Source organism: Desulfofustis glycolicus DSM 9705, assembly GCF_900130015.1.
GTDB classification, from domain to species: domain Bacteria; phylum Desulfobacterota; class Desulfobulbia; order Desulfobulbales; family Desulfocapsaceae; genus Desulfofustis; species Desulfofustis glycolicus.
This window is the reverse complement of sequence record NZ_FQXS01000034.1, coordinates 24,740-44,534: the sequence shown is the minus strand read 5'-3', so window position 1 is coordinate 44,534 and position 19,795 is coordinate 24,740. Positions and strand designations below refer to the sequence as shown.

17 protein-coding genes, 1 pseudogene and 1 riboswitch are annotated in these 19,795 nt (G+C 56.6%); of the genes and pseudogenes, 10 read left to right on the top strand and 8 right to left on the bottom strand.

All coding sequences use genetic code 11. The features are described from left to right. Positions 1–153, top strand: a pseudogene (locus tag BUC26_RS24240) (integrase core domain-containing protein); the annotation flags it as partial. Between the two features lie 214 nt (positions 154–367). On the opposite strand, the gene BUC26_RS19590 reads toward BUC26_RS24240, so the two are convergent. Then, positions 368–1,540, bottom strand: a complete 1,173-nt coding sequence (locus BUC26_RS19590) for an MFS transporter (protein ID WP_161949892.1) — start codon at positions 1,538–1,540, stop codon at positions 368–370. Positions 1,541–2,094: 554 nt separating this feature from the next. Here BUC26_RS19590 and BUC26_RS19585 point away from each other — a divergent pair. The 7 genes from BUC26_RS19585 (at position 2,095) to BUC26_RS19555 (ending at position 8,509) form a co-directional block, all read left to right on the top strand. Further along, positions 2,095–3,099, top strand: coding sequence for a TRAP transporter substrate-binding protein (locus BUC26_RS19585; RefSeq protein WP_073378855.1), 1,005 nt, complete (start codon positions 2,095–2,097; stop codon positions 3,097–3,099). 158 nt (positions 3,100–3,257) lie between these two features. Next, positions 3,258–3,755 carry a TRAP transporter small permease gene (locus BUC26_RS19580; protein WP_073378854.1) on the top strand — a complete coding sequence of 166 codons (498 nt, stop codon included), beginning with the start codon at positions 3,258–3,260 and terminating at the stop codon, positions 3,753–3,755. Then, entirely contained in the window at positions 3,749–5,026 is a 1,278-nt protein-coding gene (locus tag BUC26_RS19575) for a TRAP transporter large permease (protein WP_073378853.1), read from the top strand. Before BUC26_RS19580 ends, BUC26_RS19575 begins: the two co-directional genes overlap by 7 nt. A gap of 222 nt (positions 5,027–5,248) precedes the next feature. Further along, positions 5,249–6,079 carry a 5-dehydro-4-deoxy-D-glucuronate isomerase gene (gene kduI, locus BUC26_RS19570; protein ID WP_073378851.1) on the top strand — a complete coding sequence of 277 codons (831 nt, stop codon included), beginning with the start codon at positions 5,249–5,251 and terminating at the stop codon, positions 6,077–6,079. A 9-nt stretch (positions 6,080–6,088) separates the two neighbouring features. Then, positions 6,089–6,850 (top strand): 2-dehydro-3-deoxy-D-gluconate 5-dehydrogenase KduD, encoded by a 762-nt coding sequence (gene kduD / locus BUC26_RS19565; protein ID WP_073378850.1) that lies wholly within the window; start codon positions 6,089–6,091, stop codon positions 6,848–6,850. A gap of 456 nt (positions 6,851–7,306) precedes the next feature. Further along, positions 7,307–7,678: a ferritin family protein gene (locus tag BUC26_RS19560; RefSeq protein ID WP_073378848.1), complete on the top strand. Its 372-nt coding sequence runs from the start codon at positions 7,307–7,309 to the stop codon at positions 7,676–7,678. A gap of 30 nt (positions 7,679–7,708) precedes the next feature. After that, positions 7,709–8,509, top strand: a complete 801-nt coding sequence (locus tag BUC26_RS19555; protein WP_073378847.1) for a family 1 encapsulin nanocompartment shell protein — start codon at positions 7,709–7,711, stop codon at positions 8,507–8,509. 104 nt (positions 8,510–8,613) lie between these two features. On the opposite strand, the gene thiE is transcribed toward BUC26_RS19555, so the two are convergent. Beyond that, positions 8,614–9,318 (bottom strand): thiamine phosphate synthase, encoded by a 705-nt coding sequence (thiE, locus tag BUC26_RS19550; protein ID WP_073378845.1) that lies wholly within the window; start codon positions 9,316–9,318, stop codon positions 8,614–8,616. After that, positions 9,315–10,088: a sulfide-dependent adenosine diphosphate thiazole synthase gene (locus BUC26_RS19545; RefSeq protein WP_073378844.1), complete on the bottom strand. Its 774-nt coding sequence runs from the start codon at positions 10,086–10,088 to the stop codon at positions 9,315–9,317. Before BUC26_RS19545 ends, thiE begins: the two co-directional genes overlap by 4 nt. A gap of 171 nt (positions 10,089–10,259) precedes the next feature. Continuing rightward, positions 10,260–10,351: riboswitch (TPP riboswitch) on the bottom strand. Positions 10,352–10,665: 314 nt separating this feature from the next. Between BUC26_RS19545 and BUC26_RS19540 the strand changes: the two genes are divergently transcribed. Both BUC26_RS19540 and ypfJ read left to right on the top strand, forming a co-directional pair. After that, a complete protein-coding gene (locus BUC26_RS19540; protein ID WP_073378843.1) occupies positions 10,666–13,170 on the top strand; it encodes a PAS domain S-box protein in 2,505 nt (834 codons plus the stop codon). A 118-nt stretch (positions 13,171–13,288) separates the two neighbouring features. Beyond that, positions 13,289–14,146: a KPN_02809 family neutral zinc metallopeptidase gene (gene ypfJ, locus BUC26_RS19535; RefSeq protein ID WP_073378841.1), complete on the top strand. Its 858-nt coding sequence runs from the start codon at positions 13,289–13,291 to the stop codon at positions 14,144–14,146. Positions 14,147–14,303: 157 nt separating this feature from the next. Here ypfJ and BUC26_RS19530 read toward each other — a convergent pair whose 3' ends face one another. Genes BUC26_RS19530 through BUC26_RS19510 form a run of 5 tightly spaced genes read right to left on the bottom strand, consistent with a single transcriptional unit; the run spans position 14,304 to position 19,730 of the window. Next, on the bottom strand, positions 14,304–16,046 hold the full coding sequence (locus BUC26_RS19530; protein ID WP_073378840.1) for a histone deacetylase family protein: 1,743 nt from the start codon (positions 16,044–16,046) through the stop codon (positions 14,304–14,306). A gap of 1 nt (position 16,047) precedes the next feature. Further along, positions 16,048–16,521, bottom strand: coding sequence for a GNAT family N-acetyltransferase (locus BUC26_RS19525; RefSeq protein ID WP_084540786.1), 474 nt, complete (start codon positions 16,519–16,521; stop codon positions 16,048–16,050). Next, a complete protein-coding gene (locus BUC26_RS19520; RefSeq protein ID WP_161949891.1) occupies positions 16,518–17,501 on the bottom strand; it encodes a D-alanine--D-alanine ligase family protein in 984 nt (327 codons plus the stop codon). Before BUC26_RS19520 ends, BUC26_RS19525 begins: the two co-directional genes overlap by 4 nt. 10 nt (positions 17,502–17,511) lie before the next feature. Then, positions 17,512–18,495 (bottom strand): D-alanine--D-alanine ligase family protein, encoded by a 984-nt coding sequence (locus tag BUC26_RS19515; RefSeq protein WP_073378837.1) that lies wholly within the window; start codon positions 18,493–18,495, stop codon positions 17,512–17,514. Next, the gene (locus BUC26_RS19510; protein ID WP_073378836.1) at positions 18,486–19,730 is read right to left on the bottom strand and encodes a KamA family radical SAM protein; all 1,245 of its coding nucleotides are present in this window, start codon (positions 19,728–19,730) and stop codon (positions 18,486–18,488) included. Before BUC26_RS19510 ends, BUC26_RS19515 begins: the two co-directional genes overlap by 10 nt. Positions 19,731–19,795: the final 65 nt, after the last annotated feature.

Sequence of the window (19,795 nt, the reverse complement as noted above, 5' to 3'; positions counted from 1 at the left end):
GGCTATGCCACGATGATCGACTTGACGGTCGGCCTGGCCGAGTATTTCAGCTTTTATAACGGCGAACGCCCTCATCAGTCGTTGGGGCAAAAGACACCTGATGTCGTATATAAGACCGCGATGGGCGGTGGAGCAGTGATTGTGAATAAATACCCACGCGCGATTGATGGAACCCCTGTTCCGCTACGCTCCACAGGGGTTCCATCAATCGCGGAGTCAGCACCAGAAGTATCGGCAGAAGCTAAACCGGGGCAGCGCCGACCCGCTGCACGTGACGTTGAATGTCTAGCTTAAACCCAGTGGATTTCTGTCTTGACTCAGGGGTCCACTTCATAGCGTTTGTCACAATCTTCGTACTATTTTAATGTTATGAGTTGAAGGGTTTGTTCTTTGGTAACAAAGAAAGAGCAAGAATTGTTGCAAGAAGATACAACGCTCCGGCAAAGGCAAAAACCATCCGCATACCGAAAAGACTCGTGATCGCGTAACAAAGCAGCGGCCCCACCATCCTGGCTCCTGCGTTCACCGAGCTGTCTAGTCCGTAGACGGTTCCCTCGTCACCTTCTTCCGAGAACAGGGCAAGCATTGCGCTGATCGAAGTGATGACACCGCCGAGGGCGATTCCATAGAACAGCTGCAGGATGATCAATTGCCAGCCGGTCTGTACAAGACTCTGGAGAACAAACACCACACCGGCGCCGAACAGGCAGAATAGTACCATCTTCTGGTGAGTTGATCGGTCGCCCAGGCGACCGATCAACACTGAAAAGAGGGCTGTTGAGACGGAGGCGACGCTGATGACGATACCGGTATAGCTGTTGATTTTTTCCGGATTGTCGATCAGCGTGAGTAGAAACAAGGGCAGGATGGGAAAATAGATGATTCTTCCCGACTGGTTGATGAAACGGAGCAGAAAGAGCAATCCCACACCCGGCGCACGCGAAACCCGCTTCCAGGCGCTGAAAATATTTATGGACTTTTTCCCTTCGATTTTCCGCGGAACAAACTGCTCGTCAACGAAGCGCCATACGAGCACTCCCGCCATGAACAGAAGGGGTGCGGTGAAATAGAAAACGGACTGGTAGCCGAACAGGTCGGCAAGCACCCCGCCGAGCAGGGGGCCGAGTGCAAAGCCCACGCCCATTGAGACCTGCATCAGCCCCATGGCAAAACCTGACTTGGAACGCGGCACGGAAGCCGCCACCAGCGCGTTTGCGGCACCGAGAATGCCCGAGATCCCTCCCTGAAGCATCCGCAACAGTACGAGTTCTTCCGCAGAGCGAGGAAAGGCCATGAGCAGCAGAACGAGTGCCCCGCCGAACGTCGCCCGTTCGACCATTACCTTTCTCCCGTAACGGTCGGCGAGGTATCCCCAGAGCGGGGAGGCGATCATCATGGTCAGAGCCTGGCCCGAGTAGACGAGAGCAGTGCATAGCGATTCGCTCATGAAGGTGACGGTGCCAAGAGCGTGGACATAGAGTGGCAGGAAGGGCATGATACAGGCGAACCCGACCACCGAGATCATCTGGACGACGAACATGATCGCCAGGAGGACTTTCCAATTTTCTTTCGATGAGTTAGATGGTTGCGCGGGCATAGTGTGCTAAAATTTTAAAAACAGCCTGCATCATATCGTTCTGGAACAATAACTACAGGCAGTGTTTCAAGACGAAGTCACCTCGACCTGCACCCAATCCAGTGACGATATTGCAAAATGTTTGAACCAGCCTCTCAGCAACAGTTCCTCCAGTGGTTAAAAAGCGGCAGATGACCGAAACGATGGTGACCGGGCGACGTCTTGTCGGTGCTGCGTCGTTTTACCGTACATTCCCTCGAATAATCCGAAAGCCCCCTCACAGAATATTCTCTTTTCTGCCACCCATCAAGACTGACGGTTCAAAGCGCCGGCCTTGATAGTAGTTGACAGATATGCCCGAATTGATTACTCCATATATAGGACTAATATCCATATATGGAGATTGGGCCAGATCGTCAATGTGCTGACAACGAATACATGCAGCGTGCAAGCGTATCGTCGGGCGGCCGCCACGCGTGTCGTTTTTTGGAAAGTCTAACTACAGAGGAGAATTCGGCATGAAGAAATGGATGGCAGGAGGGTTTGTTGCTTTGTTGGGGATGCTGTTTGTGCTGTCTGCCGGGCAGGCGATTGCGGCGCAAGAGTATGTGTTCAAGTATTCCAATTCTCAGTCGGACACCCACCCCCGGTCTGTGTCCATGTATTATTTCAAAGATTTATTGGAAGAGGCTTCCGGCGGCAGGATAAAGGTCGAACTGTATACGGCCGGTGTGCTCGGCAAAGAAGCCGAGGTCCTCGATATGGTCAAAACGGGCAATTTGCAGGGCTGCCGGGGAGGTCTGTTTGAGCGGGCCAATAAAATGTACCTGCTCTACACCTTGCCGTTCATGTTTGACAATACCGATCAGGTACTCAAGTTGATGCGCGGTGAGTTCGGTGAAAAGATCAACAAGGCTGCCGGAGAAAACGGTTTCTACATTCCTGCCTGCGGGGTTGCCGGAGGATTTAGAAATATCACCAACAATGTCAGACCTATCGAAAAACCGGAGGATATCAAAGGGCTCAAGATGCGAACGCCGCCGATTGACATGACCATCAAGACCTTTAAAACACTCGGGGCAAATCCACAGATGGTCGCCTATACAGAGACCTATATGGCCTTGAAATCGGGGGTGGTTGACGGCCAGGAAAACCCGTTTTCCAATACCGTTGACATGAAATTTTACGAGGCACAGAAGTATCTGTCGGTCGTTAACTGGCAGATACACCCTGATCCGTTCTATGTTAATCCCGATTGGTATCAGGCGCTTCCCGATGATCTCAAGCAGATTTTCAATGCTGCCGCCAAAGCGGCCATGATCTATAGCGATACGGTCTGGCTCAATTCGGAAAACAATTATTTCAACCTGCTGCAATCCAAGTTGGAAACAAACACGCTGACCCCCGAGGTAACGGCCACGTTTGCAGCAGCCGTGCAGCCCGTCTGGCAACAGTATGTAGATGACGGCTATTTTTCCTGGGACGATATCGAAGCCGCGAAAAAAGCGGCCAAAGGTCAATAATGCCGGATCGTGCCGCACCTGTTTCTGCCATGTCCGTGATGGACGGGAGATCATGTGCGACACGCCCGGAGTATCGCCTGCCGTTCGATTTTCCTGAAATGGAGAGCTCGCGAAGCAATGCCATATTTTATGGCGGTTGTCGGCTTTCAAGGTGAAGCATGGATCGTCTGAAACGGACTGCTGATTGGTTGACCGTGGGACTTGACGTGATGATCGCATCGTTCTTTGCGATAATCGTGCTGATAACCATTTTACAGGTGATCCTTCGCTACGCCTTTAATGCCTCGGTCCTTGGCGGCGGCGAAACCATGGAGGCCCTTTTTATCTATACGACCGCGATCGGCGCCGCTGCCGCGGTGCGCAGGCGACAGCATATCAACATCAGCTTTGTTGTCGACCTGCTGCCGGTTACAGCGCGCCGCGTGGTGGACGGTATCGTCCATCTGCTGATCGCTTTTCTCAACGGGGTCATGATCTATTACAGCATCAGGTGGATCGGCTCGGTGGGCTCCAATGAGTCACCCGTCTTGCGGCTTCCCGAGTGGATGTTTCAGCTAAGCATCCCGATTGGCTGCGGTCTGGTCATCCTGTACTGCTTGGTCAATACGGTGCTCACCCTGTGGGGGGAAGAGCTGCAGGGAGATGAACGGTGCTGATCCTTCTGGGTAGTCTGCTCTGTTTCCTGCTTGTCGGCGTGCCGATTGCTTATTCTCTCGGGTTATCAGGGCTTGCCTATTTCTGGATGGTTCATCCCGAATTGCTGTCGGTCCTGCCGGCGAGGTTTTTCGCCGGCATGAACTCCTATGCGATGATCGCCATGCCCCTCTTTGTGTTCATGGGATTGCTGATGAACTCCGGTGGGATTACGACCCGCCTGATTGATTTCAGTCTCATGTTTGTCGGTCGGCTTCGGGGAGGCCTTGGCCTGGTCAACGTGATTGCCAGTATGGTCTTTGGCGGCATTTCCGGTTCATCCGTGTCCGATACCGCCTCCGTCGGGGCGGTATTGATCCCGGAGATGAAAAAAAAGGGCTACTCCCTCGAGTTTGCCAGCGGTATAACCGTTGCATCGTCGACGATGGGAATGATAATTCCGCCAAGCGTGCCGATGGTTATTTACGCTTATATATCCGAAGAGAGCGTCGGCCGACTGTTCCTCGGAGGGTTGATCCCGGGTGTCCTGATCGGTTTGCTGATGCTGGTCATCACGGTCATCGTTTCCTATTACAAGAAGTTTCCAACAGCGGCTACAACCTTGTCCAATAGAGATCGGCTCGTTCTGACGGGACGTGCCTTTCCCGCGCTGATTATGCCTGTTTTCGTCGTCGGTGCGGTGGTTCTCGGCCTGGCTACGGCGACGGAATCGGCCGGTTTGGGTGTGCTGTACGCCTTTTTTGTCGGACTTTTTCTCCTCAAGGAGCTGGAGCTGAAAGCCGTGCCGAAACTGCTCCGAGATTCGATCCAGACCAGTGCAACCGTGATGATCATCATCGCTCTATCCAAACTCTATGTCTGGATTCTCGCCCTGGAGCGAATTCCGCAAAGCCTGGCCCTGTTTGTTTCGGGATTGGACGTACCGGTGTTTGCGATTCTGGCCGTGGTTCTCGTTATTATTTTGCTGGTAGGGACCTTTGTCGATGTCAGCCCGGCTATTTTGTTGTTGACTCCGGTATTTCTGCCGGCGATGAAATTACTTGGCATCAATGGTATTCAGTTCGGCGTGATTTTGATTACCGGATTGGCCATGGGGCTGGTGACCCCGCCGGTTGGCATGTGCCTGAATGTGTGTTCCGCTATTTCCAAAGTTCAGATAGGACGTATTTTCAAAGCTGCGTTGCCGTTTTTGCTGGCCAATCTGATCACGTTGATCTTGATTACGTATATCCCGCACCTGAGCCTCTGGCTTCCGTCACTGCTGATGGATTAAGCTTATGAAAGCGATCGTACTGAAAACAGGTATCGCCTCCGCCGTGCTCAGCGTCGTAATCAGGAGTGGAGCAGTCGCAACCAGGTAAGCCATGAGCCGCTCACTTAGCGGCAAAGAGGATCATCGAAAGAGGCCGCCGGTCCTGTCTTGCCGGCTCTGTCTTTGGAAATCACGACCGAAAGAGAACAAAGAAACGAAACCTATAGAGAGGAGGAATCGACCATGGATATCCGTCATGCCATACACCCGGAGCATGCCGCTCTGCTCGATACGGACGAATTGCGAGAACATTTCCTGATTGAACAGCTATTTTCCGGAGACGCACCGAACTTGATTTACACCTTTTACGACCGGCTCATCATTGGTGGCATAAAACCGTCAGGCCCTGTTGAGTGTGCGGTCGATTCTGCCGTGATTGGTGCAGACTATCTGCTCGAGCGCCGGGAAATGGGAGTTATCAACATCGGTGGCCCGGGGAGCATACTCGTCGAGGGCAAAAAAATCGCCATGGCTGATCGTGACGGTTTGTATATCGGCAAAGGGAATCGGACCATGGTCTTTGCCAGTGATGATGCCGCCAATCCTGCCCGGTATTATCTTCTCAGCGCACCGGCTCATAACGTTTATCCGACGGAAAAGATAACCTTCGCCGATGCCGCTCCGGTGGAGATGGGCGAGATGGAAAAGTCGAATAAACGGACGATTCGCAAGTACATCCATCCGGACGGAGTGAAAAGTTGTCAACTGGTGATGGGAATGACGACGCTTGAGCCCGGCAGTGTCTGGAATACGATGCCCCCCCATTCGCACCAGCGTCGTATGGAAGCTTATTTGTATTTTAATATGAAAGAAGAGGACTTCGTCTTTCACTTCATGGGGGAGGCCGATCAAACACGGCACCTGGTTGTTCGAGAAGGGCAGGCCGTACTTTCTCCCAGCTGGTCCATTCATGCCGGTGCCGGTACCGGCAGTTATACCTTTATTTGGGGAATGGCCGGTGAAAACCAGGCGTTTACCGATATGGACCACATCCCGATGTCGGAAATTCGTTAGGAGAAGACGATGATCCTTGATCAATTCAGATTGGACGGCAAAGTCGCCATCGTAACCGGCTGTAACCGTGGCCTCGGCAGATCCATGGCTCTGGGGTTGGCCGAGGCGGGAGCGGATATTGTCGGCGTATTCAGCTCATCGGAAGGTGATGTCGCTTATGAAGTAAGTGCCCGAGGCCGCAGGTTCGTTGGAGTCCAGGCTGATTTGCGAGAAAGGGGAGTGCACCTGGATATCGTCGACAGGGCGGAAAAAAGCTTCGGTGGAGTCGATATCCTGATCAATAATGCCGGAATCATAAAGAGATGTTCCGCTCTTGACTTTAGTGAACAGGATTGGGACGAGGTCATGAACGTCAACCTCAACGCTCTGTTTTTCCTCAGTCAGGCGGTGGCCCGGTTGATGGTGGAGCAGCAGCGGCGAGGGAAGATCATCAACATCGCCTCCATGCTTTCCTTTCAGGGGGGAATTTTAGTGAGTCCCTATACCGCCTCCAAGAGCGGAGTAATGGGATTGACGCGTATTCTCGCCGCCGAGTGGGCGCCATTGGGAATCAATGTCAACGCTATCGCGCCGGGCTATATGGCAACAGATAATACCGCCCCGATCCGGGCCGACGAGAATCGCAATCGCCAGATTCTCGAGCGTATTCCCGCCGGTCGCTGGGGTGAGCCGGACGATCTGCAGGGCTGTGCTGTTTTTCTGGCTTCATCGGCGTCTGACTATGTTCACGGCTATACCTTTGCCGTTGACGGGGGGTGGTTGGCCCGTTAGCGGTGCACTCACTTCACTGTGTTCTGCCTGACAACAGGTGTCATTGTGAGGTGCAGATAAAAGACCCGGCGTCGTACCGTTTCTTGTTGGGTCGGCGCCCGGTATCGCGATCTTTGTCTGTTATTCCCCTCTTGTCCCGGAGCGTCCCGGTTTCCGGGACATTCTTGTCGTGGTCCGTTGCAACTCTGAAAATAATCATGATAACAATTCGTTGCTCAGGATAGGAGCGATTCTGTATCGCCGGTTTTTGCGCCCTGCTGCCGCTATCGCAATGCAGAAAAGTGGTTCGTCGAGGGGTATGGATGTGTTAGAATTGTATAGGACTGTTCTGTGTGCCGATGAATGTCCGGGTCTTTGCACTCGACAGCAATCGGCGTTATAGTTCTGCTCATGGCGGCGGGTTGTTTACCGCCGTGGGGATACCCATAACCCGACTGGAAATCAGTGGAGGAAAACATGCCTGAATTTGGTCATCCTTTCAGTGTACTGAAGCAAGACCGCCTGTTGACGCACAAAGAGCTGGTGCGGGCGATTCGGTTCATGATTGCTGCCGAATATGAAGCAATCCAGCTGTATCAGCAGTTGGCGGAATCAACCGACAACGTGCTGGCGCAAAACGTCCTGCAAGATATTGCCGACGAGGAAAAGGTGCATGCCGGCGAATTTCTGCGCCTGCTCAAGGAGCTCGAACCGGACGAGGAGCGATTCTATCAGCAGGGTGCCGAGGAAGTTGAGGAGGAGTTCCTCAGCCAGGGTGATACTGCCCAGGAAGCCGGCGAAACGCCTGCTGAAGGTCAGGGACTGGGTATCGGCAGCCTGAAAAAATAGTTCACCAAGATCCTGCAAAGGAGGGAGCCGATGGACCTGTTACGAAGAGAAATGGCCCCTATCAGCGCGCAAGGCTGGGGCGAAATAGACACGCTGGCCAGAGAAACCCTGGTCGCCAACGTATCGGGAAGAAAATTTGTCGACATTGACGGTCCCCACGGGATCGGCCATGCCTGTGTCACGCTTGGCCGCTTGTCGGTGTCTCGCAAACAGGCCGATGGCAAGGTCAAATACGGTATTCACCAGGTTCAGCCCCTGGTCGAGGCCCGGGTCAATTTTACGTTGCAGACCTGGGAACTCGACAATATCGGTCGTGGCGCCAAGGACATCCAGTTGGATGCGTTGGTCGAGGCTTGCCGGGAGATTGCCAGGTTCGAAGAGAAGGTCATCTTCGAAGGATTCAAGCCGGGCACTATCGTCGGTCTGCATGAGAGCGCCGGAGATCAACAGATCTCGCTGCCCTTGGATATGGATGCCATCGTTGACGGAGTGGCCGAAGGTCAGACCCGGATGCTGAAGGAGGGGATCGAGGGGCCGGCCAATCTGGTCGTGTCCGCCCCGTTGTGGAAATTTCTGGCCCGCAGCGCACCGGGCGGCACCTTGCGCTCAATTCTGGAAACCCAGATCGGCGGGAAGGTGGTCTACTCGGAAGGGGTACAGGATGCCCTGCTGGTTGCCGCCCGCGGCGGCGATTTTGAATTGACGGTTGGCCAGGATTTCGCGATCGGTTATCACAGCCACTCCACCAGCGATATCGAGCTGTTTGTCACCGAATCGTTCACATTCCGGGTGATTACCCCCGAAGCCATCGTCAGATATCGCCTCGCGTAACAAGTGAATAGAGATCGCTGCCCGGCCGCCAGCATGATAACCGCTTGAGAAAGCCGCGCTGCTGTCAGGCTAGCGAGACAGCGACGCGGCTTTCTCGGTGGCGGTCAGTCGTTGGCTCGATCGGCCTTCGGCTGTTCAGGATCTACTCCCTTCAGTTCGAGAATGCTGCGATGCAGGGTTCTCATCATTGCTTTCGGGTCATCAGCCAGGGCGACTTCAGAAATGACCGCCGCGTTATGACAGGACCGGAGATCAAGGGCCGTCAGACGTGCCCGGGTCAATCCGCCGATGGCGACGATCGGTCGGCTGCTGAGGCGATATGCCTCGCTCAGCAGGGCCGGGCCGGTAACCGGGTCAGGCTGCTGTTTGGACGTGGTCGGGTAGAGTGGCCCGAAACCGATATAGTCGACGGGTTCCTGTTCGGCAGCGGCAACCTGGTCCAGGTTGTGGGTGGAAAGACCGAGCAGCATCTTGGTGCCGATCAGCCCTCGAACGTCCGTGGCCGGCAGGTCTTCCTGGCCGATATGGACGCCGTCCGCACCGGCGATCAGGGCGATATCGGGGCGGTCGTTGACGATGAACAGGGTCTGCGAACCGCGGGTGATGTCGCGCAGGTTTCGGGCCAGTTGCAGAAAACGGCGCTGGTCCTCTCCTTTATAGCGCAACTGCAGGGCCGGCAACTGCTCCGATACGGCCGACTCGGCCAGCTGTTCATAACCGCCGGGCGGTTCAGTCAAGACCAGGTACAGCCCCGGTTCGAGCCTTCTGGCTGGTGACGCACTGGTGCAGGAGGCTTGCTGGCTGATCATGCCAGACCCTCCAGTATCGACTCGGCGGCCCGTTTGCCGGAGAGCAGCATTCCGCCGAAGACCGGTCCCATCCGGTAGCCGCCGCAGACCGCATTGGCAGCCATGCCGCTGACGAAGAGGCCTGGATAAACCTCCCGGGTGTTGGTCACTGTTTCCCTCTCCGCGCGCTCTGCCGCCATCGATTTCTCGCCGACCAGTCCTCCCGTTTCGGTATTCAGCCGAACGCCCATCTTGCGTACCAGGACGGAGGCGATCTCCGCGTCATGGCCGGTTGCGTCGAGGACATAGCGGGCAAACAGGGTCAGCGGATCGATATGCCAGCCAAGGGTGGATACGGCCCCCCAATTGATGACCAGGCCGGCGACCCGCTCGTCCTTGATCACCACGTCGTCGACGCCGATCAGATTGAAGATCAGCAAGCCGGCGGCCATGGCCTTGTGGACCAGGGTGGCTGTCGTGTACACCGAATCGAGGGTATAGTAGCCGGGCTCAAAAGGTGAACCTGCCAGGCCGAACTCGGCGAGCACCGCTGCGCCCGCCTCTTGAACCACGATCTCGTTGAACATCATGCCGCCCCCCCAGATACCGCCGCCGATGGACAATTTTCGGTCGAACAACGCGACTTTTCTGCCGGCCTTGGCGAGATAGTAGCCGGCGACCAGGCCGGACGGACCGCCGCCGACAATGGCCACATCGAGATCAAGGGCCGAGGTCAGCTTGGTCATATAGCGGTTGATGATTGCGGTACTGATGGTGACTTCATTCAACATGGGTGATGCCTCCGTTAAGGATTAGCGGTGGTTTCGTTTTATCAGGTGCATGAAGCTGCCTGACGGAATTCAACGAGATGTCGTGGGCAGGAGGGCGAAAACGAAAAGCCGTTTCCGGAGAGAGGGAAACGGCTCGTGGAAAGGCTTCCAAGAGGTGACATCAGCGTCGGATGGGATGCTGATGCGGTCTCCCTTCGCCGGTATTATCCGGATCAGGTTCTAAGGGTATGATCTCAGGCGCGCGGCCACCCCTGCTGGAGATGCTGTTACCGTATTTCCGCGCGGTTGTCAAGGAGCCAATAGGAGCCGGTTGTGCCAGCCGATCTCGCAGGCCACCGCAGAACCGGCCCGGCGCCCCGCCGGTTCCCCAAGATGCAGCCTGCACTACAGCCACCCGGCCTGGCCAGTCTTGAAACAGTTGGGCATTGTTCGTCGTGACGTTTCGAAAAGGCGGATGCAAGAAAGAATTTTTCTCATTTCTTAAAGATTTGATATGATAGATCAGAGTTCATGCAATAGCGCGTGGATACCATTTTTATGTCGGAAATATTGAGGGCCCGGGGCCTGGAGGCAGTCAGTGATAGGGAAGACATTCAGCCGTGAAGAACTGGAGCGGCGACTGGTCGTGCTGGAAGAGCAATTACAGCAGCAGAGCCGCTTTGCCGCCATCAATCAGACCCTGTTCAAAATAGCCAATGCCATCAATGAAACGGCCGATCTTGACGAGTTGTTCACCTCGATTCACCAGGCCCTCTGCCTGATCATTGATACGACCAATTTTTATATCGCTCTCTACGACGCTTCCGATGACAGTCTCACCTTTCCCTATATCGTTGATACGGTCGATACCTGTTATCCGCCGATAATCGAGGTCAGTAAAACCGCCTCGCTGACAGCCGAGGTTGTCCGGACCAAGGCACCGCTTTTGGTTGCCAAGGCCGAGATTCTGGCACGGCAGGCGGCCAGCACGCTAACCATTCCAGCCTGCACTCCTTCCGAGATTTGGTTGGGGGTGCCGCTGAAAACCCAGAACGGCATCGTCGGGGTGATGGCGGTGCAGCATTACCAGGATGCCGACTGCTATGACCAGACCGATCTCTCCGTCCTGGCGGCTGTTGCCGACCAGGTTGCCGTGGCCATTGAACGAAAGCAATTGGAAAAGGCCCTGCGCGACAGCGAGCAGATCTTCCGTCAATTGATCGAGACAGCTTCCGACGCCATTTACTTGATTGACGAACAGGGGCAGATCGTTCGCACCAACAGTGCCGCGGCGAGGATGCTCGGACGCACTGTCGGCGAGATGAGCGCCCTGAATCTGGACATGATCGATGCGAATTTCTCGCTGCCCGAATTTCTGTCATTCTGGCATTCAGTTCCCGACAACGAACCGTTGACTTTCGAGTCTTCCCATGTCCGGGCAGATGGCAGCCTTGTTCCGGTGGAGATCAGTGGTGCCAAATTCACCGTCAACGGGAAGGGCTGTTTTTACGGAATCGTCCGTAATATTTCCGGACGAAAACAGGCGGAAGAAGTGCTGCGGGAGAGTGAAGAGCGCTATCGATTACTGTCAGATCTGACTATGGAAGGGATCGTCATCCACAAGAACGGGGTGGCGATTGACCTCAACTCGTCCATGGCAGATATGCTCGGTTATCGGCGAGAGGAGCTGTTTGCCAAGGATTTCTTAGGGTTCGTGCACGAGGATGATAGAGCGCTGGTCCGAAAAAATCTAGCCAAGGATTATGCAGCCCCTTACGCGATTCGCGTGCTCAGAAAAAACGGCGAGTACTTTGACGCTGAGCTAGAGGCACGTAATTTCAAGCAAAAAGGTGACAACTGGCGAGTAAGCGCCATCCGCGATATTTCGGTTCAGAAACAGGCCGAGGAGAACCAGAAAAGACTGCAGGCGCAGTTGATTCAGGCGCAGAAGATGGAGTCTGTGGGCCGGTTGGCCGGCGGCGTCGCCCACGATTTCAACAATATGCTTGGGGTCATCCTCGGCTATACGGAACTGGCAATGAACCAAAATCCTCCCGATACGAGGCTCGGTGAATACTTGCAACAGATTCATGGTGCCGCTAAACGATCTGCCGATATGACCCAGCAATTGCTGGCGTTTGCCCGCAAGCAGACCATAGCGCCAAAGGTGCTTGATCTCAACCAGACGGTTGCCGGTATGATCACGATGCTGCACCGGCTGATTGGCGAGAATATCGAACTGGTATGGCGACCGGCACCGGAGGTGATTCCGGTCAAAATGGATCCGTCGCAGCTCGACCAGATTATGGCCAATCTCTGCGTAAACGCCAGAGACGCCATCGCCGGGGTCGGCAGGCTGACGATTGAAACGGCCCCGGCGGTGCTTGATGAGACCTATTGCGCCGATCGGCCGGAAGCTGCGCCGGGAGCGTTTGCCCGGTTGACGGTCAGCGACGATGGTTGTGGCATGGGTCGACAGACCCTGGATAAACTGTTCGAGCCGTTTTTCACCACCAAAGACATCGGTGCGGGAACCGGCCTCGGGCTGGCCACGGTCTATGGGATAGTCAAGCAGAACGATGGGTTTGTCGAGGTGGAGAGTGCGCCTGGCAGCGGTACTACTTTTCACCTGTTTCTCCCGCTCTATCGGGAAGATGCGGAGGGTGGCCCACAGCGCGTCGCTCCCCCTCGGACGACGGCCGGCAGCGAGACTGTTTTACTGGTTGAAGATGAACCGATGGTTCTGGAAATGACCACCATGATGCTCGAACTTCAAGGTTATCGAGTGCTGCCCGCCGGGAAACCGACCGAAGCACTTCGCCTGGCCGATGAGCACGCCGGTGAAATTCATCTGTTGATCACCGATGTGATCATGCCCGAGATGAACGGTCGGGATCTGGCGGCTCGTTTGCAGGCCGGCTATCCACGCGTGAAGTGTTTGTTTATGTCCGGTTATACGGCCAGTGTAATCGGACCGCACGGGGTGCTCGATGAAGGGTTTGCATTTATACAAAAGCCCTTCTCGATGTCCGATCTGTGCAACCGGGTGCGCGATGTCCTGGATGAGCGCCGAACCGATGAACAAAATGCGATACATCAATGATGCCCGGTGGTGTGGTCATCATCTGGTGTGATTGAGTCGTATGACGGCATGATCGATTGTTTGATAGGCGGGTGCCGCGCTCGACCGGGCGAATACGTTTTGGGTGAGGAGGAGAGCCATGCGTTGGCGGGATGGTCGTAGGAGCAGTAATGTGGAAGACCGCAGAAGTGTGCGGCTGTCGGGAAAAATGAAGGGCGGCGGCATCGGCATAGTCATTCTCGCCCTGATCGGCATGTATTTCGGTATCGATCCGCGGATAATTCTGGAACAGGGGGCTCAGTTTTCCGGTGGTCCGACCGTAGAGCAGGCGGATTATACACCGACTGCTGCGGAAAACGAGTTGGCGGATTTCGTGTCGGTGGTCCTGGCCGACACCGAGGATACCTGGACGCAGATTTTTACCGCCGGCGGTCAAAGCTATGAGAAACCGACCCTGGTACTGTTTTCCGGAGCGGTGCAATCGGCCTGCGGTTTTGCCCAGGCGGCCACCGGGCCGTTTTATTGTCCGGCGGACCGTAAAGTCTATATCGATCTCAGTTTTTACCGGGATCTGCGCACCAAGCTCGGCGCACCCGGAGATTTTGCTCAGGCCTACGTGATTGCCCATGAGGTCGGTCACCACGTCCAGAACCTGCTCGGTATCAGCGGCAAGCTCCAGCAGATGCAGGGCCGGGTAAACCAGGTCGAATATAACCGGCTGCTGGTGCGTCTTGAATTGCAGGCCGATTGCTTTGCCGGCTTGTGGGCCAATCACGCCGATCGCACTCGGCAGATCCTGGAAGCGGGAGATATCGACGAGGCAATCAATGCCGCCGGCATGATCGGCGACGATCGATTGCAGCAGCAATCCCAGGGTTATATCAGACCAGACTCATTTACCCACGGCAGTTCAGCACAGCGTGTGCGCTGGTTTCGTCAGGGCTATCAGGCGGGCCGGGTGGATCGCTGCGATACCTTTGGCGCCGATGATCTGTAGGGAACCTTGAAAAATTGTCATTTCGCCCAATCTCATCGTTGCGCAATCAAATTCTATCCTCGGAATATCATGTATATGCCTGCGGAAAAATTTTCTTGCGCGCCTCGATCTTGAACGAAATTCCGAATTTTTCAAGGTCCCCTGTAGTCTCGCCGGCTCAGTCGGCGCCGTGCATGCCGTGCCACAGGCCGGTAAAGAAGCTACGGGCATTGACGCCGAGCGAGCGTGAACGGTAGCCGCCTTCCTGGACGACTACGGTCGGCAGCCGCAACCGGCCGATCATCCAGCCGTTGGTCTGCAGGTCGGCAGGGGTCAGCGACCAGGTGCCGGTCGGGTCTTTGCGGGCGGTATCCAGGCCGAGGGCGATGACCAGTCCTTTCGGACGGAAGGAGGCGATGCGGCGCAGCGCCCGCGCCAACGTCTTGTGATAGGCGGGTCCGTCGAGAATCTCCGGCAGCGGGTAGTTGCGGTTGCGCCCCAGGCCGTTGCCGATGCCCCGTTCTTCAGCGAAACCGGAGAAATACGGGTAGGCGAAGCGGGGATGGCCGTGAATGGAGACGGTCAGCACGTCGTCGCGGTCGTAGAAGATATCCTGGGTGCCGTTACCGTGGTGATAATCGACATCGAGAACTGCTACCCGGCCGTAGCCGCTTAGGAAATTGGCGGCGATCGCGGCTGAGTTGAAGTAGCAGAAGCCGCCGAAGACTCGGCGTTCGGCGTGATGGCCGGGCGGGCGAACCAGCGCGTAGCTGAGGCGGTAGCCTTCCAGCAGTTGCCCGGCGGCGGTCAGGGCGCAGTCGACGGCGCCTTTGGCCGCCTTGTAGGCATTGCGGTTGAGCGGGGTAAAGGTGTCGATGCAGTAATACCCGGCCCGAACCGGCATCTCCTTGGGCGGTTTGGCTGCATTTCTGATTGGAAAGACATAGGGGTAGACCGATTTCCCCGCTTCGATGGTCAGGCACATCCGTTTGAGATATTCGACGAAGGCCGGTTCGTGGACCGCTTTGATATGCTTTTCCGGAAAGTGCCTGGCGCCAATGATGTCGAACAGGCCGGTCTGCATAATGCCCTTGCGGATCGAGGAGATGCGGACCGGGGCTTCAACATAGCCGCGTTCGTGGATGTGGTGGATATCGTGGCCTTCGTTGACCACCAGCGCGATGCGCTGGTCGATGTTGATCGCCGTCGTCTCGGTTTTCGGGCGCGCCGGCGGACTGTAGCGGGGCGGCCGAAAGCGGATCGGGTCGTCACGGAAGGAATCGACGACCAGGTCGACATACTCTTTTGAGCAGCGATTGCCATATTTCCTGGTCAAAATGGCGTAGACCACGGTGCGGGCATAATCGCGATCCAGGTGCCCGGTGCTGCCGAGGCCGTCGAAGACCAGGTACGGGGGGCAGTCGTCGCCCGGCTTGAGCGGTGTTTCATAAGCGGTTCCGGTGATCGGCAGAGCGCCGAACCGTTCGTAGAAGCGTAGCCGTGCCTTGTTCTGTTTCAGGATGGTGCGGTCGGCGCAGAGTTTTGGGTCGTCCGGCAGACATTCCATGAAGATACCGACGGCCTGAAGCTGCCGGGCCTCCTCCCGTACCCGTGCATAGAGGGCGCTGCCGATACCGCCGGTGGTGGCCGGCTCGACCGAGATGAAGTCGAGATAGCAGAAGCGCAGATCCGGGGCATGGTTGAGGACGGCAAACCCTTTGATGTGGTGTCGGCGGTCTTCGGCCACGAAAAGAATGGTGCGCAGGCGGTGGCGAAAGGGATCGGCGAGTTTCTGGGCCAGGCTGGTGATCTCCTGCTCCTGCAACCCGACAAACTGCCGGCGCAGGAGATCCTGCACCTGGACGATGGCATCCCGATCGATGGCCAGGGTGTTATCGTAGATGCGCCGGATGCGAAACATGTCAGCAGACTTTCCGATAGACGATCTTGTCGTCGCCGTTGCGATAAAAATCCTGCATATGGGCGACGATCTCGTAGCCCTGTTTTTCGTAGAAACGCCGGGCCGGTAGGTAGCCTTCCGTGGATGAGGTATCGATATAGATGTGGACCGGGGTGTTGGCGCTGAGCCGCTTTTCCATCTCCGCCAGCAGCATGGTGCCGATGCCGTGCCGTCCCTGCTGCGGATCGACGGCGATCCAGTAGAGATCGAAACGGTTTTCCGTGAGCGGGATCGGACCGTAACTGACGAAACCGAGCATGCGCTGCTGCGGATCGGCGGCGGCCAGTACCCGATAGTCTTCCTTCGGGTGAAAGGTCGCGTCGATCACCTCGATGGCGATGTCGATCTCACATTTGAGAAAATTCTTCTGCCGCTTGATGATCTGCACCAGCTGCTCCCGGTCCTTCGGCTTGATTGGCGCTATCGTGATATTCATACCATTCTGTCACCCAGAAACGTAGTCATCTGTGCCACCATGGCAGTGTAGTCATGGCCCGCCGCACCGCAGGCGGCGGCAAAGCCGGCGTCCGGACTGAGGCAGGGGTTGGTGTTGATCTCCAGTACGAACGGTCGGCCGTTACGGTCCATCCGCAGGTCGATGCGGCCATAGTCGCGCAGGCCGAACAGCCGGTAGCAGCTCAGGGCGATATCGTTCAGGCGGGTGATCAGTTCGTCGTCAAGCGTCGGAAAGACCCGCTTCGTCTCCCGATACTCGATCGAATCCGGCGCCCATTTGGCGTTATAGTCGACGATCTTTCGTAGCGAGCCGGGCATGCCCGAGAAATCGATTTCGGCCACCGGCAGCGTCTGCGGCGGTGCATTACCGATTACCGAGACGTTGAATTCCCGGCCGTCGATATACTCTTCGACCAGGATCGGACCATAGCGTCGGTACAGGTGCTGCGACGCGGTTGCCAGGCGATGCGGCTGATCGATGACCGATTCCTGGTCGATGCCGATGCTGGCGTCCTGGAATTGCGGCTTGAGTATGACCGGGAACTCCAGGTCGTCCCCGTCATACGATTCTTCTCCGTTGTAGAGAAATGAGCCCGGTGTCGGCAGGCCGGCGCCACGCAGGATCAGCTTCATCAGGTGCTTGTCGGTGGTCGCCTGCAGGGCGGCCGACCCGGATCCGCTGAAGGGAAGACCGAGCAGTTCGAGCAGTGCGGCCGGGTGGGCGACGAAAAACGGATCGTCGTCAATCGATTCACAGAGATTAAACGCAACCTCAATCTTCGCTGCCGCAACGGTCTGCAGGAAGTGCGACAGGTCCCGGGTCATCGGTAGCCGGACAGAGGTCCGGCCCAGGGCAGTCAGCGATGTTTCGATCGCTTCTACCTGGGCCATCACATCTGCCGACGATTGCCAATGGGCTTCGCCCGTTGCGATTGGCTGGTTGTAGATCAGGCCGATCATAAAGGGAACCTCACGGGACCAGCCCATTACGTTTCAGGGATGCAATGACGATCTGCTCGAGCAATTGCTGGTAGCCGATGCCGTATTTGGTGGCGATGATGCACAGGTCGGAATGCTCAGGGTGCAGGCCGGCCAGCGAGTTGATTTCGATAAAGTGGGGGCGACCCGCCGCGTCGGAACGCAGATCGACCCGGCCCGCGTCGCAGCAGCCGAGGGCCTGGTAACAGGCCAAAGCAAGTTCCTCGGCGGCCCGGGCCTCCGGATCGCCGGCAGCCCGGTAGGCAACCAGGTCGCTGTAGTTCTCTTTGTTGTGGTAGGAATAGACTTCCGGTTCCGACCGGTCGAGCAGGACGACTTCCATGGTGCCGATCGACCGGCATCCGGCACCGTTACCGACGATGCCGACGGTGAATTCCCGTCCCGGCAGGAAGGTCTCTATCAGTACCGGCTGGTTGAAGGTGGCCAGCAGCCTGGTGCAGGTAGTCTGCAGTTGCTCTGGGTCGGCTATCTTGGAAGCGGGGGTGACCCCTTTACCGGTGCCCTCGGCGACCGGTTTGGCGAACAGCGGATAGGGCAGATCGATGGAGGCGATTGCCTCCGGTGTATCGACCACCGCAAAATCCGGTGTTGCCAGGCCGCAGTCGCGAACGATATGTTTGGTAATCCCCTTATGCAGGGTGATCGCCTGCACCAGTGGACCGGAAAAGACATAGGGGATACGATAAGCGTCGAGCAGAGCGGGGACCTGTGCTTCACGGCCGAAACCGTAAAGCCCTTCAGCGATGTTGAACACCAGATCCCAGCGCTCGCCGGCGGCCAGCCGGGGCACCAGGGCCATCAAATTGCCGATGCGAACCGGTTCGTGGCCCATGGTCCGGATCGCCGTTTCAATGGCTTCGATGGTGGAGAGGCGATCGAATTCGGCGGTCTCTTCATCCCCATAGCCGGCCGCCAGGTAGTCGTCACGCAGATCGTAGGTCATGCCTATACGCATGGGGCCACCTCTCCGTCTGTGCGACCGGGGCAACCGGCAAACTGGTCGGGATAGCGAAAGACTCGGCCTTCGTAGTTGCGCAGCAGCAAATCGTTGCCTTCCCAGCCGAGCATGGTTTCCGGAAGCAGCGGGATCTTGCCGCCGCCTCCGGGGGCGTCAATGACGTAGGTCGGTACCGCATAGCCGGTGGTATGACCGCGCAGCCCCTGGTAAATCTCCAGCCCTCTGGCGACCGACGTGCGGAAGTGGGAAGAGCCGACGATCGGATCGCACTGGTACAGGTAATACGGTTTCACCCGGATCTTCACCAACTCGTGCATCAGCCGCTTCATGGTGCCGACGGTGTCATTGATGCCGGAGAGCAGCACGGTCTGGCTTCCGAGCGGAATGCCGGCGTCGGCGAGCATGGTGCAGGCCCGGCGGGCCTCGAAGGTCAGCTCGTCCGGGTGCATGCAGTGGATGCTGATCCACAGGGGATGATATCTCTTCAAGACCTTGACTAAGGCGGGGGTGATACGCTGGGGCAAAACCATCGGCACTTTGGTGCCGATACGGATCAGTTCGACATGATCAATGGCCCGCAATTTACCGAGCAGCCAGTCCAGCTGACCGTCGCTCAGGGTCAGCGGGTCGCCGCCGGAGATCAGAACGTCGCGAACCTCCGGGTGGGCGGCGATGTAATCGATAGCACGCTGCCATTGCTGTTTCCCGGCGCTCTTGCGTTTGCCGACCATGCGCGAACGGGTGCAGTAGCGGCAATAGCTCGAGCAATAATCGGTGACGAGAAAGAGAACCCGGTCGGGATAACGGTGGATCAGTCCCTTCACCGGACTGTGGCTGTCTTCTCCGAGCGGGTCCTGCGCTTCTCCGGGAGAGACAAGCAATTCGGCGGCAACCGGCACCATGGCCCGCCGGATCGGCTGATCCGGATTGTCAGGATCGATTAGGCTGGCGTAATACGGGGTGATGGCCAGCGGCAGGGTGGCGTTCTGGAACTGGAAGGCGTTTCGCTCATTGTCGGTGAGCGTTACCAGCTGTTCGAGTTGATCGCAGTGCTCGATGCGATGGCTGATCTGCCAACGCCAGTTGTTCCAGTCGGTTTCGGATACTTCAGGGAAGAAACGGTGACGAAAGGCGGTGATTTTGTCGGCACAGGGGGAGGGAGGGACAAACGGTTCGTCACCGCTGTCTGGAGGTTCGTCCTGTTCGTCGGCGAAAATAGTCCTGGCTATCATGGGAACACCTTTTGAATAAAATTAATATGTTACTTCGTCCTTAACGGATCCTTTTTTTTAGTGAT

What these genes read in the sequence shown, in the direction of transcription:
- BUC26_RS19590 (WP_161949892.1), bottom strand. Translation starts at nt 1,540, where the DNA reads ATGTTCGTCGTCCAGATGATCTCGGTGGTCGGGTTCGCCTGTATCATG.
- BUC26_RS19585 (WP_073378855.1), top strand. Translation starts at nt 2,095, where the DNA reads ATGAAGAAATGGATGGCAGGAGGGTTTGTTGCTTTGTTGGGGATGCTG.
- BUC26_RS19580 (WP_073378854.1), top strand. Translation starts at nt 3,258, where the DNA reads ATGGATCGTCTGAAACGGACTGCTGATTGGTTGACCGTGGGACTTGAC.
- kduI (WP_073378851.1), top strand. Translation starts at nt 5,249, where the DNA reads ATGGATATCCGTCATGCCATACACCCGGAGCATGCCGCTCTGCTCGAT.
- kduD (WP_073378850.1), top strand. Translation starts at nt 6,089, where the DNA reads ATGATCCTTGATCAATTCAGATTGGACGGCAAAGTCGCCATCGTAACC.
- BUC26_RS19560 (WP_073378848.1), top strand. Translation starts at nt 7,307, where the DNA reads ATGCCTGAATTTGGTCATCCTTTCAGTGTACTGAAGCAAGACCGCCTG.
- BUC26_RS19555 (WP_073378847.1), top strand. Translation starts at nt 7,709, where the DNA reads ATGGACCTGTTACGAAGAGAAATGGCCCCTATCAGCGCGCAAGGCTGG.
- thiE (WP_073378845.1), bottom strand. Translation starts at nt 9,318, where the DNA reads ATGATCAGCCAGCAAGCCTCCTGCACCAGTGCGTCACCAGCCAGAAGG.
- BUC26_RS19545 (WP_073378844.1), bottom strand. Translation starts at nt 10,088, where the DNA reads ATGTTGAATGAAGTCACCATCAGTACCGCAATCATCAACCGCTATATG.
- ypfJ (WP_073378841.1), top strand. Translation starts at nt 13,289, where the DNA reads ATGCGTTGGCGGGATGGTCGTAGGAGCAGTAATGTGGAAGACCGCAGA.
- BUC26_RS19530 (WP_073378840.1), bottom strand. Translation starts at nt 16,046, where the DNA reads ATGTTTCGCATCCGGCGCATCTACGATAACACCCTGGCCATCGATCGG.
- BUC26_RS19525 (WP_084540786.1), bottom strand. Translation starts at nt 16,521, where the DNA reads ATGAATATCACGATAGCGCCAATCAAGCCGAAGGACCGGGAGCAGCTG.
- BUC26_RS19520 (WP_161949891.1), bottom strand. Translation starts at nt 17,501, where the DNA reads ATGATCGGCCTGATCTACAACCAGCCAATCGCAACGGGCGAAGCCCAT.
- BUC26_RS19515 (WP_073378837.1), bottom strand. Translation starts at nt 18,495, where the DNA reads ATGCGTATAGGCATGACCTACGATCTGCGTGACGACTACCTGGCGGCC.
- BUC26_RS19510 (WP_073378836.1), bottom strand. Translation starts at nt 19,730, where the DNA reads ATGATAGCCAGGACTATTTTCGCCGACGAACAGGACGAACCTCCAGAC.